This is a genomic window from Planococcus sp. TJ-307 (assembly GCF_058268435.1).
The window spans coordinates 84,943-100,848 of the sequence record NZ_JBZDOJ010000004.1; the positions used below are offsets into that span (position 1 = coordinate 84,943).

Here is a 15,906-nt window from a genome sequence, read left to right on the forward strand (position 1 = left end):
TAATTTTGAGATTAATATTCAATTACTTCATATAGATATCGTAGAAGTTACTCTAAGAGAGTGGGGACTGAAAGTGGAAAAGATGCAAAAGAAACGAAATTTCAGTAACTTTGACGAAGCAGCCGCATATATACTGCAATTGCTGAGCAAACAAATTGGCATCAATTCAATATTCATTGCTAAAAATGATGGCCATACAAATAACATCATTAAAGTCTACAACTCGAGTAAAGAGCTAGTCGAAGAAGGCAGTTCAATGCCCCTTCCTCAGTCTTTTTGCAGTTTAAGCATCAACCATGGACCTTCTGCATTAGTCATAGAGGATGTTTCGGAAAATGAGTTGACCCGTTCTATGGAGATCACTGCAAATTACGGAAACGGAACATTCGTTGGAGTTCCCGTTTACTACAACGATGGCACAGTTTACGGCACTATTTGCGGATTGGATGATCGATACCACAAGCTTTCTGAAGAGCAGCTTACTACTTTCGAAATGATGTCGACCCTATTGACTTATGTACTGGAGCTGGAAAAGGCAAATGAACAAATTCAGACATTGACTGCACCCATCGTTCCGGTAACTAAAGGTGTAGCAATCGTTCCGGTCATTGGCAATATTACAGCGCCGCGGGCACAAATTATTATTGACCATGTGCTTAAAAAATGCAGTGAAGAATCAATGGATTATTTGATTATTGATGTTTCTGGCGTTTTGCAAATAAACTCTGTCGTTGGGGAATACTTGTTGAAGCTCGTAAATATCCTGAAAGTAATCGGTGTAACACCGGTCATCACTGGAATTCAACCTTTCATGGCGTTAAAAGTTCCCCATTTTGCTTCGGCACTGAAAGATGTGTTGATTGAATCCAATTTGGAATCGGCATTAAAGCAACTTGGGTTTGTGCTAATAAAAGAATGCAAAGAAAAACCAGACCTTCGCTGAGAAGGTCTGGTTTTAACTTGATCCCAAAGGGAAACAATAGGTGATTCTTGATTAACTTTCTTTATCGAAAAAAACATGCTTTAATTCCCAAGAATCGCCAATCTCCAGCAGGCCAAAAGAAAATTGGGCTTGTCTGCGCTTATCAGTAGGAGAACCAGGGTTGAACAAAGTCACCCCATCCACCTCCCGCATCACAGGTGTATGGGAATGGCCGAAAACGATGATGTCGACATCGTCATTAGCGAATGTGTCATAAGCCTGCTGTTCAGTGGGTTTCTGTGGGCTATCGCCGTGCACTACCCCAACTTTTAATTCTCCAAATGTGAAAATCTTTTTGCGGCCGAATTTTTCGAGAATGTCCCATGGGTCAACATTTCCGGTGACGCCATCAATTTCTGCATAGGCTGCCAGCTCATGATAGACATCCATCGTCTGCCAATCGCCTGCATGAACGATAAAATCAGCCTCTCGGCACGCCTCCAGCAATTGCTTCGGCAACTTCTTGGCGCGGAATGGAATATGTGTGTCTGAAACAATAACAATCTTCTTCATCTGAACGCCTCCAGTCAAGTTCTTACTTTTCACTTTACCAAATAAATCCCTTCCCGTCGAAATGATTCCCTTAAAGGATATGGATGATTAAATTTCAGAAAAAGGGGAATTGAAGAAGATGACGAAACATGAAGATAACCGGAGGGATACTAATGAAAAAGAACACATCGAAAAAATTTATGTACATGGGAGCTGCAATGGCAGGCAGCATGCTGCTGTTAACTGCCTATAAAAAAAACCAAGCTAACAAAATCTGGGTTTATGAAGACAATGATATGCGAAATAGTGGGGAAGTGGACCATGAAGAAAGCGTCAATGCCGACACGGACGAAGCGGAAGTTGGGTTGACTCAACTGGACTCTGCTTATCGTTCTGAATGGCAGGCAAATGGATTTCCGCAAACACATAAAGAATTGGCAGAATTAGAAAGCAAATAGCAATGTGGTCTCAGTTATATACTGAGGCCTTTTTTGATGGAATGTCAGTAAACGCTTATAAAGGAGGAAAAATCATGGAAGGTGAACGGAAAATTATTTGTTATATTGCAGCCAGTCTCGACGGCTATATCGCAACAAAAGATGACTCGCTTGAATGGCTCTTCAAAGTCGACGGAGAAGGCGATGCCGGTTATGCTGAATTTTTGGAGACCATCGACACGGTAGTCATGGGACGGAGAACTTATGATTGGGTAATCGAAGCGGAAAGCGGTGAGTACCCATACGAGGGCTTGGCCAGTTATGTTTTTACATCTGAGTCTGGTAAAGAGGATCCGTTTGTAACATTTACAAATCAAGACATTTCGAGCTTTGCGAAAGGTCTCAAGGCACAACCGGGAAAGAACATTTGGGTGATTGGCGGCAGCAACCTGTTGCATGGTTTTATACAAGAAAATCTGATTGACGAATGGATCATCTCCATTGCACCCACATTAATCGGAAAAGGGATCCCGTTGTTCCAAGAAAACGATGTTGAAATCCCTTTAAAACTCAAGTCAGTAAAGTCATATGGACAATTTGCACAATTGCATTACGAAAGAAAATAAACTCGTTTTCACAAAGGCTGCCAAGTATTGCTCGACAGCCTTTTGTAGTGCTTGCAATTCTGTAAGCGAAAATGCCTAATTCCAGTAAAGAAATAGCACAATATTTTTGTTTAAAATCAACAAACTATTACTTTTGGTCATTTCATCATCAAAATTTAAGTAGTCCGAGGGATTGAACCCAAACTATTACAATTATATACTGTTAATAAGAATCTTTTGTTGATTCTTGGAATAGAAGGGAGAGAAAGCATGAAGAAATTAAAAGTATTGGTGTTTACCTTATTCACAGTTCTATTCATAGGTTTTTCTCAGCCCTCTGCAGAAGCACATTCTCCAGACTTGCATGAAGGCGTTTCGGGACAAGATGTAACCGAACTTCAGTCAACGCTTAAAAAATTGGGATACTTCAATACAACACCTACCGGCTACTATGGTTCTATCACGAAAAATGCAGTTATTCAGTTTCAGCGTGATTTTAATGTTTCGGACACAGGCTTTACAGGGCCACTGACGCGTGCGAAACTTACGGAAATCGATATGATGGCACGTGTCGTACACGGAGAAGCACGTGGAGAAAGTTACACAGGACAAGTAGCGGTAGCCGCTGTCATCTTGAACCGCATAGACTCTTCTTCGTTTCCAAACAGTACATACAATGTCATTTTCCAAAGCAATGCGTTTACTGCTATAAACGACGGCCAATACAACTTGAAGCCGAATGCTTCAGCATATCAGGCAGTTAAAGCAGCTGTTAAAGGATCCGACCCATCTCAGGGTGCAACGTATTATTATAACCCAAGCGGTGTTACGGATACATGGATTTTCTCACGCACGACGATTACTAAAATTGGTAAACACGTGTTTGCAAAATAAGTTCGCGCGTCACCCTGACCATTTCAGGGTGATTTTTTTGAGTGGATAGATAGACAGAAAAAAGGACGGCATTGCTCTTTGATGAGCGATGCCGTCCTTTTTTTAGCCTTTAACTGCACCAGCCGTCATGCCTGCAACGAAATAGCGTTGCAGGAAGACGTACGCGATGACCATGGGCGCTGAAGCAATGATGACGCCTGTAAAGAGCATTGGGTAGTTGGTAGAGTATTCGCCTTGGAACTCCAGTAAAGCGAGTGGCAAAGTTTTGTAAGCATTGTCCGTAATAAACAGCAAAGGATACAGCAAATCGTTCCAATGCATCACAAACAGGAAGATTGCGGTAGCCGATAAGGATGGCAGCGATAACGGAATCGCCACCTTGGAGTAAATTTTCCAATTTCCGGCACCATCTATTGTCGAAGCTTCGAACAATTCCCTTGGCAAAGTCTTCATAAATCCGGTCAAGATGAAGACAGCAATGGGCATGGTGGTGGAGATATTGACAAGAATCAATCCAACTAGGCTGTTGGTCAAGTTAAGGTCGAGCATCAGCGAGTAGAGCGGAATCATACTAACCTGTGCTGGCACCATCATGCCAAGCGTGAACAGGATGAAGATGATATTGCCAATCCAATTATTGAGCCGAATTATGCCGTAGGCAATCAGCGAAGCAAAGAATAGTGTTAACGAAACCGAAAACAAGGTGACGATTGTGCTGTTCATAAAATAACCGGCCATGGTCTGTTCTTGGAAGATGGCTGTATAGTTCTCAAACTGAATTCCAGCTTCGGGCAAGCCGAGTGGATTTATAAACGTTTCCTGAATCGTTTTCATAGAAGTCAGAACGACAATCAGTAAAGGAACTAAAATCAGCAATGCATAGATGAGTAGAGAAAACCTTCTGAAGAACAAGCTTTTGCCCTCCTTTCTTAAAGCTTAAGAACATATAATTGTTCGTTTTTAAAAGTTGTATTGCCAAGTAGCCTTCCTAGGCTTAGTAAGAGATTCGGTCAGAACGCAAAGCTTTAAACTGCAGGAAGGTGATGATGGCAATGATCATCATGAAAATAACTGAGATGGCACTCGCATAGCCAAATTGGTAGTTTCTAAAGGCAATATCGAAAATATAAGTGGCGACAATGTCGGTTGAGTTGTTTGGGCCGCCACCTGTCATGGCAAAGACCAGATCGAATGCTTTGAACGACTGGATGGTGGTATAGGCAATAACGATGGTGGCAGAAGGTGCCAGCAATGGCCACGTCACTGTACGGAAGGTCTGCCATTTGTTGGCACCTTCAATTTTAGCCACTTCGTACAGCTCGTCTGGAATCGCTTGCAGGCCGGCTACGAAAATGATGAGCATCTGTCCGGCATGGAACCAGATTTGTGTCACTGCCAGAGAATAGATCGCAATATCAGCATTGCCAAGCCAGTTTTGAGCCAAAAATCCAAGTCCAACCAATTCCAGTGCCTGGTTCAAAATGCCGAGTGACGGATCGTAAATGAACGACCAGATAAAGGCGACTGAAACAGATGACAAAATAGTTGGGAAAAAATAAAGCGCACGCAAAAAGATTGTGGTTTTGTTATTTTTCAGGACAATCAAGGCAAAAGCCAAAGCAACAAGTGTTTGGAAGACCACCACAACAAGCATGAATTTCAAGTTGTTGCCGATGCTTTTCCGGAAAATTGTGTCGCCTGTAAAGGCACGTTCGTAGTTGCTGATTCCGACAAATTGGAAACTTTGGCTGAGGCCGTCCCAATCGGTAAACGAATAAAACAAGGCACTGAGTGTCGGGTAAATAAAGAAAAGCGCATACAGGAGAAGCCCTGGTAAAAAGAATAAGTAGATGGATTTAGAAATTTTCATCTCATTATTCCCTATTTTCGTCTACGAGCTGCTGTGCTTCTTCAGCTGCTGTCATTGGATCTGTTCCACCCAGTACGTTTTCAATAGAACCCAGCACTGCTGCCTCAATTTGTGCGTTGGTAATCAGGAATCGCGGCTGGAAACGAGTTGTTCTTTCATCGATCCAATAAGCCGTGTTCTGCAATACTTCTGATTCGTATTCCACATCATTAACCGTCAAATGCTGACCGGTTTCGTTGGCGTATTGGGAAGCGATTTCAGGCTGGCTGAGGAACGTGATAAACTCTTTTGCCTGTTCTTTCTTTTCCGACTGGCTATTGACAGCCAGCATGAAAGTGGCGGTGTTAATGCCTTCGTAGACCGCTTCACTTTCTTCGACAGTGATTGGAGCCATTAAATCAAGTTGAAGATCTGGGTTCAGACCAAGCAGAGCAGACATATGATAGGATCCTGTTGCAATCATCGCAGCTTCTTCGTTGGCAACCATCGCCATTGCAGAGTCCTGAGAAGTTCCTAATGCATCATCTTGAATATAGCCTTTTTGTTCAAGCAGCTGGAAGTCCTCTAATGTTTTAACCCACCACTCATTGGTTAATGTTTCTTCCCCGTTTTGAAGTTTTTCAAAAATGTCTTCATCGGGTGCATTGTTCATCATCATGCTGTTCATAAATTGGTTGGGGCCGATATCTGCTCCAGGAAAGGCGATAGGTGTAATGCCGTTTTCAAGAAGTGTGTCGGCCATTGCCTGAAATTCAGTCCAGCTTTTTGGTACTTCCAAGCCGAGTTCTTCGAACATGCCTTTGTTATAAACCGGCATATTGAAAACCAGTTGATAAGGAAGCGCTAACTGTGCACCGTCTTTTTGTCCGACGCTAATTAATTCTTCGTCAAAATTCGAAACAAAGTCTTCTCCACTCAAATCTTCAAACAAACCGGCGCTGGCAATCGCTTCGAATTGCGCGCCAGGGAAAGATGTAAAGACGTCACCTGTCGAACCGTCCTGGAGCAGGCGCTGACCTGTAGACTGGTATTGTTCGGATGGATAAATGGTCATTTCCACTGAAATATCGGGATTTTCTTCTTCGAACTGGGCAATGATATCATCCAATACAGCTTTATCTTCGCCTCTCCAGTGAATAAAGCTGATCTGAGTACTGTCTTCTCCGCCTTCAGTGCTTGTGTCGCTCGCACTTTCACCAGCGCACCCGGTAAGCAGCAAACCTAGGGCTAAAACCCCTGGTGTTAAAAATGAATGATTTTTCATCGTCTTGTCCTCCCTCTATTTTAAAAGTTGAATCCCCTTACTTTATTTATACCTTAATCTCTAACGTAAATACAGAATTATCTAAATAAGTCATGTTTTTTAGTTGACAAATGGGCTGGAATTGAATAAGATTGGCACAACCTTTTATGTACGGATTGCGGTTGAAGGGGTCGGAAGCGACACCGCCGAATTCCAGTTGAGCAGAGCATAGCATAGCAGAGCTAAATCGATGAGTAAGAAGAGTAGCACAGATCAACCTCTCAAAGAGAGCCAGTGGCAGGTGGAAACTGGCGGGGTGTCTGCGTGAATGGGCTTATGAGTGATTCTTTGAATAAGCAGTAGAAGAATCCGTTTCCCCACGTTATCAGGGATCAAGTGAAAGCTTTGTCGGCTTTAACAAGAGGTGGTACCGCGGTCAGTCCGTCCTCTGCAAGGAACAGTTCTGTTCCTGCAGGGGGCTTTTTTATTTTTAGACAGGCAAAAGCATTAAGAGCGTAGATTGGATAATTGCATTTTAAGTGCGATCCAGTTTTGGCGACCAGACTCTCGGGACCATAAGCTCCCGGCTGTGCAGCAAAAAAATGCCGCTTCTCGGACGGCTTTATGCCTGTTGAGTCCTGATGATTGCCTCTGCTTTTAAGAAATGGAGATGAGTCGAGATGAGCAACGAAATGAAGACGAGAAAAATTGATGGAGATTCCTTAACGCCTATTGCGGTGTTTAACCGCTTGGCAGGAGCACGGAAATGCCTGCTGGAAAGTTCGTTGAAGACCAGTGTGACAGGCCGCTATTCTTTTATCGCAGCAAACCCGTCGATCGGTTATATTGGCCACGGCCAGCAATTGCGGGAGATCGATTTCCGCACAGGCATTGAAAAAGTGCATGACGGCAAACCTTTAGAGCTGATTAAAACATTAATGCCTCGTTATGAAGCAGAAGTCGAAGGCTTGCCGTTTACAGGCGGCGCCCTCGGTTATATAGGCTACGACGCCATTCAAGTTTACGAACCGATCAAAGCACCAAAAGAAGACAGCCTGCAGATGCCGGATATTCACTTGCAGGTTTACGAGACCATCGTGGTTTTTGACCATGTAAAAAATGATGTAACCATTTTGTCGTTTGAAGACAAGCTGGATGAAGTGGAACAGCAACTGTCTGTACCAGAACCTTCCACAGCAGTAGATCAAGAGTCCCTGCAATTCAGTTCCAAAACCACCGATGCCCTTTTCCGCGAACAAGTGGAACAGGCAAAAGACCATATCCGCAAAGGCGACGTGTTTCAGCTGGTGTTGTCGCAGCGCTTGTCTGCGAGCTATAAAGGGGATGCGTTTGCACTGTACCGGAAATTGCGTAAGCAAAATCCGTCTCCCTATCAATTTTTCATTGATTTTGACGGTTACGCCGTCGTAGGAGCTTCTCCGGAAAGTTTGTTGACGATCCGCGGAAGCCATATGGTGACCAACCCGATTGCCGGAACCCGCAAACGCGGCAGGACAGCAGGGGAAGATGACCAACTGGCGGAAGAGCTGGCGGGAGATGAAAAAGAACAAGCCGAACACAAAATGCTGGTAGATCTCAGCCGCAATGACGTGGGCCGGGTCGCGCAGATTGGTACGGTCGAAGTACCAAAGTACATGGTTATTGAAAAATACCAGCATGTAATGCACTTAGTATCAGAAGTAACAGGCGAACTCGACAACAAAATGCATCCATTAGATGCATTGGTCTCTTGTTTGCCGGCTGGAACGGTCTCAGGCGCTCCGAAAGTGCGGGCGATGCAATTGATACAGGAATTTGAAGAAGAGCGCAGAGGGGTCTACGGAGGGGCTATTGGCTACTTGGGATTCAATGGGAATTTGGATGTTGCATTGGCAATCCGTACTTTTGTGGTCAAAGATGAAATGGTCCATGTTCAAGCAGGTGCAGGCATCGTCTTTGATTCAGATCCGCAAGCAGAATACGAGGAAACGTTGCACAAAGCACGTTCTCTCACGGAGGTGTTCGGATGATTTTGTTAATCGATCATTACGATTCGTTTACTTATAATGTGTATCAGGCAGTTGCGGCTATGGGGGTAGAAGTTGAAGTGGTCCGTTCGGGTGTTTTAACGCTGGATGAAATCAAAGCGAAAAATCCGCAAGCTATCATCCTGTCACCTGGCCCCGGTCATCCATTGGAATTGCCGGAATCAATTGAGGTGATTCAGGAACTGCACCAATCCGTTCCAATATTGGGCATTTGCCTCGGCCAGCAGCTGATTGGCGCGGCATTTGGAGGCAATGTGGTTGAAGCTCCTTTTATCCGCCACGGCAAGGTCTCTGAAGTGTCCCATGAGCATCAGGGGCTGTTTCGAAACATGCCGCAGCCGCTGCCGGTTATGCGGTATCATTCGCTCGTTTTAGAGCCCGAAACATTGGCTGACTGTTTAGTTGTCCAATCGCGGGCACTCGATGATGGGACGATCATGGCTGTCAAACACCGGGACTATCCCGTTTACGGCATCCAATTTCACCCCGAGTCAATTGGGACACCAGACGGGGTAGAGCTAATGAAAGAATTTATTGAGCAGGTACAGCAAAAGCAGAAGGCTGCAAGTCATTTATAGAATACACAGAAAATCCCAAGCCATTGCTGCTTGGGATTTTGAGCTTGTAGACAAAGGAATAGTTACAAGACCAAATGAATAAAATCTCATTTGGTCGGGTTTTAAACGGAATCCTGCGCTCCAGGCGGACGCTTTCCGCGGACGAAGAGCTGAGCCTCCTCGTCGCAAGCTCCTGCGGGGTCTCATCACTCCGTTTTTCCGCAGGAGTCGCCGCCTTCCGCTCCGGATCCTTGAATGAAGAGATTACTAGGCTAGTTGAAATTGTTTCATTGGGAAATTGACGAGCAAGCTTCTCTCTTTGATTCGAGCCACACTCTCCAACCGGGCTGGCCACGAAGACTCCTGTGGGACAGCGAAAGCGGAAGACCCCGCAGGAACGCAGTGACGAGGAGGCTGAAGCTGAGCCCACGGAAAGCGAAGTGGCCGGACCGGTTGGGAGTATGCACGACTATTCATTTTATTGAGACTTTCTCGACAGCCTAAAAATCCCAAGCCATTGCGGCTTGGGATTTTAATTATGGGTTGAAAAGACAATTGAACAGTTCGCATTGGATCAAATGCTTATGCACGGATCAACGGCATGGTACAGCAGCGGAAAGCTCCGCCTGATTTGATGATTTCCGAATAATCAACTTCGATTACATGAAAGCCTCGGGCGGTCAATTGCTTATTGACTTGCTGGTTCTGCGGCTGGCTAAACACTTTTCGGTCGCCGATGGACAACACGTTGGTGCCAAGTGCAAACTGTTCTTTTTCATTTACCCGAATCAGTGTGTAACGTTCGGCGAGCATCTGGACGGTTGCCATGTCCAAGGCTTCGGGGAAAATCAGTGCTTCGGTTGGTGATAAGATGTTGAAAACACAGTCTAAATGAAGGTATTTTTCATTAAAAGAAACAGGAATAACTTCGAAATCCGGCAGTTGGAGCTGCAAATCACGGATGGCTTTTTTGGAAGTGCGGCTGCTGACGCCGACAAATACCGTATCGCGATCGATGATAACGTCGCCGCCTTCAATGCGGTGTCCTGTTAACTGCTTAAAATTAACATCGTGTACTTCCATCCACTTGCGAAGTTCCTGTTCTTCGCCTTGGCGAATTTCCGATGCCATTTCGCTGATGAAGACCGTTTCTCCAATAGTGAACCCAATGTCACGGGTAAAAACCTGTTCAGGGTACTCTTCAGATGGCTCGATTAAATCGGTTTGGACACCTTGGTCGATCAAAGCCTGGATAAATTGGTTGTGCTGATGAAGCGCTTTGGCCACATCGATATTTTCATCTTTATATCTTTTCTGTACATCGTTGATGACATCTTTAATTTCCATATAGCGTGGCGGGCAAAGCAGCACGCGCCGGAGCGGATCGTATTCACTTTGGCAACGGGCAGAAGTGCTTTCTTTTATAAATGACGACATATGGGTTCCTCCAATAAAACGTAGTTATTAACCCTGTATTCCTTCTCGGCAGCAAGTTAAAACATTGGATTAAGAGAAGATTCACAAAACAAAAGAACAGTGAGAAAATGGAAGCGTGCAGCAAAAACGTTGAAAAGAGGATAGAGCCAATGAAAATTACGCAACAAGAAGTGACAGAAGATCGCGATTTTATCCGAAAAAAAGTGATTGAATACAATAATGCAAATTTGCCTCGAGAAGCGGATTCTCCAATGGAACAAATGAGCTTTATCGTTCGCAATGATGGAGGAGAAATTATCGGTGGATTAACGGCTACGGGTTTTTGGCGACATTTGCATATCGATTTTTTGTGGGTCGACCCAGCATGGAGAGGCCAGCGGATTGCGGAAAAGCTGATGGCTCAAGCAGAAGTTTACGCACGCAGCAAAGGCCATCGTCTGATGGTTGTCGACACCCTCAGTTTTCAAGCTCCGGAATTTTATAAAAAACAGGGCTTCACAGAATTCGGGGTCCTCGCTGATTTTCCGGAAGGCCATAGCCACCATTATTATCAAAAAAAGCTGACTACATAAGTTGACCTTTATAAATAAGCAAATAAAAAAACAGAAGCCCGAGAGCTTCCGTTTTTTTATTGCTGTTCTTGGTAAAACACTTTATCAACATTGTATTTAGCTTTTTGGGTGTTGATCAAGTAGGTTTCGTAAATATCGCGCTCCATTGGATCTTCCACAATAGAAACGGTGATGCGGTATACTTCTTCACGATGGTTTTTCAACGGTGATACCGAATCTTCGAAATGTTTTTTCACGCGTTGGCGAAGTTTGCGGGCTTTTCCGACAAACAACAACTCGCCGCTGTGGTTGAAAAACTGGATAATGCCGCCTTTATCGCGCGGAATATCGTGCAAATCGATAAAGCCGAATAATGGTTTGATGACAGCTTCGTCACCTGTAATTTCCTGTTTGCGCTGTGTAATCGTCACATCCGCTTTTGGTGGTTGAATATTAATCATGCTTATCACGTCCTCTAATTATCGTATTGCCTATTTTAACACAAAAAAGAGCGGAAATCCATCCGCTCTTTTTTACATGCTATTCGACTCGCTTCTATAAAGAATCTAATTGGCTGCTTGCTGGCTGGTCGCCTTGCAGCACTTCGAATACCTTGTTGTACGTATTGCTGCGGTCTAAAACTCCGACCAATACATGTGCAACGTCCGCTCTTGGAATAGATCTTCCTTCCAATGAAGAAAATCCTTCTAGCGAAACTTCAATCTTCTCAGATTTGTCTTCGTCAGAAAGTGCTCCTGGACGGACAATCGTGTAATCCAGATTAGTTGTCTTCAGCAAGTCGTCTGCTGTGCGTTTAGCTACAAGATAAGGTTTCATTGCTTCGCCGCCGGCATCAGGGTCGTCTGATCCCACTGATCCTAATTGTACAAAACGTTTGATGCCTTTTTCCTGTGCGTATTGAGCCGCTTTAACCGATCCCCATAAATCGATGGTCAAGGTTTTGTCAGCTCCTGTTGAAGGTCCAGAGCCTGCAGCGAAAATAACAGCGTCGATGCCTTCAAAAGCATCACTGAAATCTTTTTCTAAATCCGCCAGTACGACTTTAGAAGCTCCAAGTTCTTTCATTTTATCTACTTGTTCTTCTTTGCGGACCATTGCGGTCGCTTCGTGGTTTGATTCGGCCAATTCTTTGACAACGTTGCGGCCGACTTGACCGTTTGCTCCAATAACTAATACGTTCATTCGATTCCACTCCTCTAATTGTCTTCACTTCATTTGTGTTCCCGTTTAATAGTGCATTAAACGTTTTATTTTCACATGCAACTGTCCAAAAAGGTGCAGACACGCTAGAATAGAGGAACGGAGGTGTTACAATGCAAATTACAGATTATGTATTCCACAAAATTAACGATCCTACGGGCATCATGGTAGGCGACCGTTACGAGTTTTTGTTGAATGTCGAAGTTGACGAAGATGATGAACTATATACCGAAGGCGGATTGGAACTGCGCGTTATAATCGCTGCAGAAGAAACTGGTGCCCGCGTAGCGCATTACAACTTTATTGACAAACAAACAAGAGGCGCACTTGAATTTGGACTTGAAGACGAGGAAGAAGAAGAAATCCTTGCCTACTGTTCAGCAAAACTAGCTTAATCAAACAAACATCCTGCTCAATTGCGAGCAGGATGTTTTTGTTTAAATCTTAATTTCTATTTCAGCAGATTCTTTCAGTTCTTCAATGCGGGTAAATACCGCTTCTTGTGTTTTCTGTTGCTCAAGAGACTGGCGGATGCTAGGCTCCATTTCCTCCATAGGCGGTACTTCTTCTTCAGAAGTTTCGACAAAACCATTATACGATTCCTGTATTTCTTCATCGGTCACTGCAGCTGGTTCGATTTCTTCTGCAACATATTGTTCGTATACCAGTTGTTCGCGAAGCTGCACTTCCATGTCTTCTAGTGTGAAGCCAGTTTGTTCCAGTGCTTCATTCATGGCTTGTTCCGATTCAAACTGGCCTTTCAAGTCTTCCAGGCGCTCTTTAACAATCTCTTCGTCAGCTTCCAAGCCTTTTTGGGCTGCGTCATTCAAGATGACTTTATTGCCTATCAACACGGATAAGGCCTGTTCTTTTACCATTTCGTCCGTTTCACCTGATGTTGTGTGCCCCTGGGAAGTCAGAGTAGTTTCGAGCTGGCGCGCTACGCTATTATAGACGTTTCCTAAAATGTCTTCTCTATCTACTGTAACCACGACTTCTTCCTGAGCAGGCAATTCCAAGGAAGATTGCTCAGGAGTCGTTTCAGGAGCAGCTTCTTCCGTTGTTTCGGAATCGGGTTCAGCGGTTTCTTCAGGGGCTGTCTCTTCGTTAGCTGAACACGCGCCCAGTATCAGCAATAAAAGGAAAGGGGCAAATGCGAATTTCATTTTCTTTATCATGTTAAAACTCCTCTTCAGTTTCATCTGCTTAACAGTAAACCATATTTTATTATTCGGCACAATATAGTGTGGTTGTGTTCAAGTAATGCCGCAATTCTGTATAATGAAAAGAGGGGACAGCAAAAAGTTCTCTAAAAATCCACATCCACGTGCCTGAAATGATTTTTCAGTTGATTTGCTAGCTAAGGCTGATATGATTATAAGAATATAAAGAATGATCCATCACTTACATCTTTTGGAGGAGTTACTATGACCGGTTCGAACAATATTAAAGCGCGCAAAACTTTGGAGAAAATCCAGCCGTACTCGCCTGGAAAACCAATTTGGGAAGTCCAAAAAGAGTTGGGGTTGGAACGTGTCATTAAATTGGCTTCTAACGAAAACCCGCATGGCCCATCACCTAAAGCAGTGGCAGCCATCCAAAATGGCTTATCGGAATTAAACCGCTATCCCGATGCGGATGCCAGCGCATTGAAAAAAGCGATTGCCAACGAATTTCATGTGAATCCGACACAAGTCATTCCGACCAATGGAGCGGACGAATTGATTACACTGATTTCTGAGGCATTTCTCGAAGAAGGCGACGAAGTGATTGTGCCATCTCCATCGTTCAGCGAATATGACTTTGGTGCGCACATTATGGGCGCCACAGTCGTGCCGGTAAAATTTGCAGAAGGATTCGAGTTTGATGTGGATGCGATGATCGCTGCTGTAACCGAAAACACCAAAATTATTTACGTGTGTTCACCAAACAACCCTACCGGCACATACATGTCCAAGTCGGATTTGGATAAATTAGTAGAAGCAATCGACGATGTGTTAGTGGTAATCGATGCGGCTTATCATCATTTTGCAGATGCTCCCGATTACAGTAACGGGATAGAATACATCAATGCAGGACATCCTGTTTTGACGCTTCAGACGTTCTCAAAAATTTACGGCATTGCCGGAGTGCGGGTTGGTTTTGGTATTGCCCCCGAATCAATCATTGAGTCTATCTTAAAAGTAAAAGAGCCATTCAACGTCAATACACTAGCGCAAATTGCGGCAACAGCAGCAATTGAAGACACGGAGCATGTGATGACTTCCAAAAATGCCAATAAAGCTGGGCGTGAACAATTGTACACGGCTTTTGACGAGCTGGGATTGGCGTACATCGACAGCATGGCAAACTTTGTCTTGGTTCGAATCGGCGAAGACGGTGAAAAACTTTATAAGGAATTGATGGCGAAAGGCGTTATTGTCCGCCACGGGAAAATTTGGGGACTGCCTGAATATGTCCGGGTTTCTGTTGGAACACCGGAAGAAAATCAATTTTTCATCGATGCCTTAACGGGATTATTGGTTAAACAAGCTTAAAAGAAGCTCCAGAAATGGAGCTTCTTTTTTATTTGCACACTTTTACATCCTGCTGAAACGATTGTTTAGTAAAGAGGAGAATCGGGAACTTTCTGGGAATGACTTGATTAAAGGATGGATGTTATGATTTATGATTGCGCGATAATCGGAGGCGGTCCTGCAGGATTGAATGCAGCATTGATACTCGGAAGATCCAGAAGAAAAACTGTGCTTTTTGACGATGACAACGGCCGCAATTTGGTGACCAGAGAATCGCATGGCTTTATAACAAGAGATGGTATTGAACCGAAAGAACTTAAACGTTTGGGCCGCGAGGAAATCGGAAAATATGACTCGGTGGATATCAAAAAACAACGCATCGTTCGTGTAAATCGTGTTTCCGAAACACATTACGAGCTGGTTACAGCAAGTGGAGAGGTGTTTCACAGCATCAAAATTATCATCGCCGCAGGACTGGTAGAAGAACAGCCCAACGTTCCGGGTATTGAGAAATTTTACGGCACCAGTTTATTCAGTTGTCCTTATTGCGATGGTTGGGAACTGCGCGATCAGCCGCTGGCAGTTATTGCGGATAAGCAAGTTTTTGAGTTAGCGAAGAAAATCTATACATGGAGTCGGGATTTAATCGTCTTTACAAACGGAGAAGGCCGGCTGGAAGAAGAGGACAAGCAAAAATTGCTTCGAAAAGGCATTAAAGTAGTAGAAGACATTATTGATGGCCTTGAAGGTGAAAACGGACAATTACGCAGCGTCAGGCTTGAAGACGGTACGCTGATTGACCGGGTCGGCGGTTTTGTGACACCGTTGTGGAGCCATTCCACTCTTTTTGCTAAAGAACTTGGCTGCAAGTTCAATGCCCACGGAGGCATTTTAACGGATGATTATGGCCGGACCAATGTTTGGAACGTTTACGCGGCAGGGGACGCTTCATTGATTGTGCCTTCCCAACTGGTAATTGCTGCTGGTGAAGGAAGTGCGGCTGCCATCGGTGTAAACGGAGATTTAGTCAATGAATACTTCGATATGGAATAA

Annotated in this window: 18 protein-coding genes and 1 other annotated feature; of the genes, 10 read left to right on the top strand and 8 right to left on the bottom strand. The window is 44.2% G+C overall.

Translation table 11 applies throughout. The features are described 5' to 3' along the window. Nucleotides 1-82: 82 nt before the first annotated feature. The gene (locus AC4EHK_RS14280) at nt 83-943 is read left to right on the top strand and encodes an STAS domain-containing protein (protein WP_490979763.1); all 861 of its coding nucleotides are present in this window, start codon (nt 83-85) and stop codon (nt 941-943) included. Between the two features lie 51 nt (nt 944-994). Here AC4EHK_RS14280 and AC4EHK_RS14285 read toward each other — a convergent pair whose 3' ends face one another. Beyond that, nucleotides 995-1,495, bottom strand: coding sequence for a metallophosphoesterase family protein (locus tag AC4EHK_RS14285; RefSeq protein ID WP_490979460.1), 501 nt, complete (start codon nt 1,493-1,495; stop codon nt 995-997). Nucleotides 1,496-1,647: 152 nt separating this feature from the next. On the opposite strand from AC4EHK_RS14285, the gene AC4EHK_RS14290 reads away from it, so the two are divergent. The 3 genes from AC4EHK_RS14290 to AC4EHK_RS14300 all read left to right on the top strand — a co-directional run bounded on the left by AC4EHK_RS14290 (nt 1,648) and on the right by AC4EHK_RS14300 (nt 3,410). Further along, the gene (locus AC4EHK_RS14290) at nt 1,648-1,932 is read left to right on the top strand and encodes a hypothetical protein (protein WP_490979461.1); all 285 of its coding nucleotides are present in this window, start codon (nt 1,648-1,650) and stop codon (nt 1,930-1,932) included. Between the two features lie 74 nt (nt 1,933-2,006). Further along, nucleotides 2,007-2,537 (top strand): dihydrofolate reductase family protein, encoded by a 531-nt coding sequence (locus AC4EHK_RS14295; RefSeq protein WP_490979462.1) that lies wholly within the window; start codon nt 2,007-2,009, stop codon nt 2,535-2,537. Nucleotides 2,538-2,786: 249 nt separating this feature from the next. After that, nucleotides 2,787-3,410, top strand: coding sequence for a cell wall hydrolase (locus AC4EHK_RS14300; protein WP_490979463.1), 624 nt, complete (start codon nt 2,787-2,789; stop codon nt 3,408-3,410). A gap of 102 nt (nt 3,411-3,512) precedes the next feature. Here the strand turns inward: AC4EHK_RS14300 and AC4EHK_RS14305 are convergent, their stop codons facing one another. From AC4EHK_RS14305 to AC4EHK_RS14315, 3 genes are all read right to left on the bottom strand, one after another. After that, entirely contained in the window at nt 3,513-4,322 is an 810-nt protein-coding gene (locus tag AC4EHK_RS14305) for a carbohydrate ABC transporter permease (RefSeq protein WP_490979464.1), read from the bottom strand. Nucleotides 4,323-4,404: 82 nt separating this feature from the next. After that, the gene (locus tag AC4EHK_RS14310) at nt 4,405-5,280 is read right to left on the bottom strand and encodes a carbohydrate ABC transporter permease (protein ID WP_490979465.1); all 876 of its coding nucleotides are present in this window, start codon (nt 5,278-5,280) and stop codon (nt 4,405-4,407) included. A gap of 4 nt (nt 5,281-5,284) precedes the next feature. Then, on the bottom strand, nt 5,285-6,544 hold the full coding sequence (locus AC4EHK_RS14315; protein ID WP_490979466.1) for an ABC transporter substrate-binding protein: 1,260 nt from the start codon (nt 6,542-6,544) through the stop codon (nt 5,285-5,287). A 220-nt stretch (nt 6,545-6,764) separates the two neighbouring features. Further along, nucleotides 6,765-6,975 (top strand) — a binding site (T-box leader). A gap of 228 nt (nt 6,976-7,203) precedes the next feature. Between AC4EHK_RS14315 and trpE the strand changes: the two genes are divergently transcribed. Both trpE and AC4EHK_RS14325 read left to right on the top strand, forming a co-directional pair. Beyond that, nucleotides 7,204-8,553 (top strand): anthranilate synthase component I, encoded by a 1,350-nt coding sequence (gene trpE / locus AC4EHK_RS14320; protein WP_490979467.1) that lies wholly within the window; start codon nt 7,204-7,206, stop codon nt 8,551-8,553. Next, nucleotides 8,550-9,149 carry an anthranilate synthase component II gene (locus AC4EHK_RS14325; protein WP_490979468.1) on the top strand — a complete coding sequence of 200 codons (600 nt, stop codon included), beginning with the start codon at nt 8,550-8,552 and terminating at the stop codon, nt 9,147-9,149. The genes trpE and AC4EHK_RS14325 overlap by 4 nt, the downstream gene beginning before the upstream one ends. A gap of 561 nt (nt 9,150-9,710) precedes the next feature. Here AC4EHK_RS14325 and AC4EHK_RS14330 read toward each other — a convergent pair. Next, on the bottom strand, nt 9,711-10,565 hold the full coding sequence (locus AC4EHK_RS14330; RefSeq protein ID WP_490979469.1) for a dimethylarginine dimethylaminohydrolase family protein: 855 nt from the start codon (nt 10,563-10,565) through the stop codon (nt 9,711-9,713). A gap of 149 nt (nt 10,566-10,714) precedes the next feature. On the opposite strand from AC4EHK_RS14330, the gene AC4EHK_RS14335 reads away from it, so the two are divergent. After that, entirely contained in the window at nt 10,715-11,137 is a 423-nt protein-coding gene (locus AC4EHK_RS14335; RefSeq protein ID WP_490979470.1) for a GNAT family N-acetyltransferase, read from the top strand. 56 nt (nt 11,138-11,193) lie between these two features. Here the strand turns inward: AC4EHK_RS14335 and AC4EHK_RS14340 are convergent, their stop codons facing one another. Beyond that, nucleotides 11,194-11,577 (bottom strand): nucleotide excision repair endonuclease, encoded by a 384-nt coding sequence (locus tag AC4EHK_RS14340; protein ID WP_490979471.1) that lies wholly within the window; start codon nt 11,575-11,577, stop codon nt 11,194-11,196. A gap of 94 nt (nt 11,578-11,671) precedes the next feature. Then, a complete protein-coding gene (locus tag AC4EHK_RS14345) occupies nt 11,672-12,319 on the bottom strand; it encodes an SDR family oxidoreductase (protein ID WP_490979472.1) in 648 nt (215 codons plus the stop codon). A 131-nt stretch (nt 12,320-12,450) separates the two neighbouring features. Here AC4EHK_RS14345 and AC4EHK_RS14350 point away from each other — a divergent pair, with 131 nt between their 5' ends. After that, nucleotides 12,451-12,732 (top strand): DUF6509 family protein, encoded by a 282-nt coding sequence (locus AC4EHK_RS14350; RefSeq protein WP_490979473.1) that lies wholly within the window; start codon nt 12,451-12,453, stop codon nt 12,730-12,732. Nucleotides 12,733-12,774: 42 nt separating this feature from the next. On the opposite strand, the gene AC4EHK_RS14355 is transcribed toward AC4EHK_RS14350, so the two are convergent. Beyond that, nucleotides 12,775-13,515 carry a SurA N-terminal domain-containing protein gene (locus AC4EHK_RS14355; RefSeq protein ID WP_490979474.1) on the bottom strand — a complete coding sequence of 247 codons (741 nt, stop codon included), beginning with the start codon at nt 13,513-13,515 and terminating at the stop codon, nt 12,775-12,777. A 249-nt stretch (nt 13,516-13,764) separates the two neighbouring features. On the opposite strand from AC4EHK_RS14355, the gene hisC reads away from it, so the two are divergent. After that, nucleotides 13,765-14,874, top strand: coding sequence for a histidinol-phosphate transaminase (gene hisC / locus AC4EHK_RS14360; protein ID WP_490979475.1), 1,110 nt, complete (start codon nt 13,765-13,767; stop codon nt 14,872-14,874). A 123-nt stretch (nt 14,875-14,997) separates the two neighbouring features. Next, nucleotides 14,998-15,906: an NAD(P)/FAD-dependent oxidoreductase gene (locus AC4EHK_RS14365; protein WP_490979476.1), complete on the top strand. Its 909-nt coding sequence runs from the start codon at nt 14,998-15,000 to the stop codon at nt 15,904-15,906.

Bases quoted from the DNA above. Each gene is read 5' to 3' on its own strand.
- AC4EHK_RS14280 (WP_490979763.1), top strand. From the start codon at position 83: ATGCAAAAGAAACGAAATTTCAGTAACTTTGACGAAGCAGCCGCATAT.
- AC4EHK_RS14285 (WP_490979460.1), bottom strand. From the start codon at position 1,495: ATGAAGAAGATTGTTATTGTTTCAGACACACATATTCCATTCCGCGCC.
- AC4EHK_RS14290 (WP_490979461.1), top strand. From the start codon at position 1,648: ATGAAAAAGAACACATCGAAAAAATTTATGTACATGGGAGCTGCAATG.
- AC4EHK_RS14295 (WP_490979462.1), top strand. From the start codon at position 2,007: ATGGAAGGTGAACGGAAAATTATTTGTTATATTGCAGCCAGTCTCGAC.
- AC4EHK_RS14300 (WP_490979463.1), top strand. From the start codon at position 2,787: ATGAAGAAATTAAAAGTATTGGTGTTTACCTTATTCACAGTTCTATTC.
- AC4EHK_RS14310 (WP_490979465.1), bottom strand. From the start codon at position 5,280: ATGAAAATTTCTAAATCCATCTACTTATTCTTTTTACCAGGGCTTCTC.
- AC4EHK_RS14315 (WP_490979466.1), bottom strand. From the start codon at position 6,544: ATGAAAAATCATTCATTTTTAACACCAGGGGTTTTAGCCCTAGGTTTG.
- trpE (WP_490979467.1), top strand. From the start codon at position 7,204: ATGAGCAACGAAATGAAGACGAGAAAAATTGATGGAGATTCCTTAACG.
- AC4EHK_RS14325 (WP_490979468.1), top strand. From the start codon at position 8,550: ATGATTTTGTTAATCGATCATTACGATTCGTTTACTTATAATGTGTAT.
- AC4EHK_RS14330 (WP_490979469.1), bottom strand. From the start codon at position 10,565: ATGTCGTCATTTATAAAAGAAAGCACTTCTGCCCGTTGCCAAAGTGAA.
- AC4EHK_RS14335 (WP_490979470.1), top strand. From the start codon at position 10,715: ATGAAAATTACGCAACAAGAAGTGACAGAAGATCGCGATTTTATCCGA.
- AC4EHK_RS14340 (WP_490979471.1), bottom strand. From the start codon at position 11,577: ATGATTAATATTCAACCACCAAAAGCGGATGTGACGATTACACAGCGC.
- AC4EHK_RS14345 (WP_490979472.1), bottom strand. From the start codon at position 12,319: ATGAACGTATTAGTTATTGGAGCAAACGGTCAAGTCGGCCGCAACGTT.
- AC4EHK_RS14350 (WP_490979473.1), top strand. From the start codon at position 12,451: ATGCAAATTACAGATTATGTATTCCACAAAATTAACGATCCTACGGGC.
- AC4EHK_RS14355 (WP_490979474.1), bottom strand. From the start codon at position 13,515: ATGATAAAGAAAATGAAATTCGCATTTGCCCCTTTCCTTTTATTGCTG.
- hisC (WP_490979475.1), top strand. From the start codon at position 13,765: ATGACCGGTTCGAACAATATTAAAGCGCGCAAAACTTTGGAGAAAATC.
- AC4EHK_RS14365 (WP_490979476.1), top strand. From the start codon at position 14,998: ATGATTTATGATTGCGCGATAATCGGAGGCGGTCCTGCAGGATTGAAT.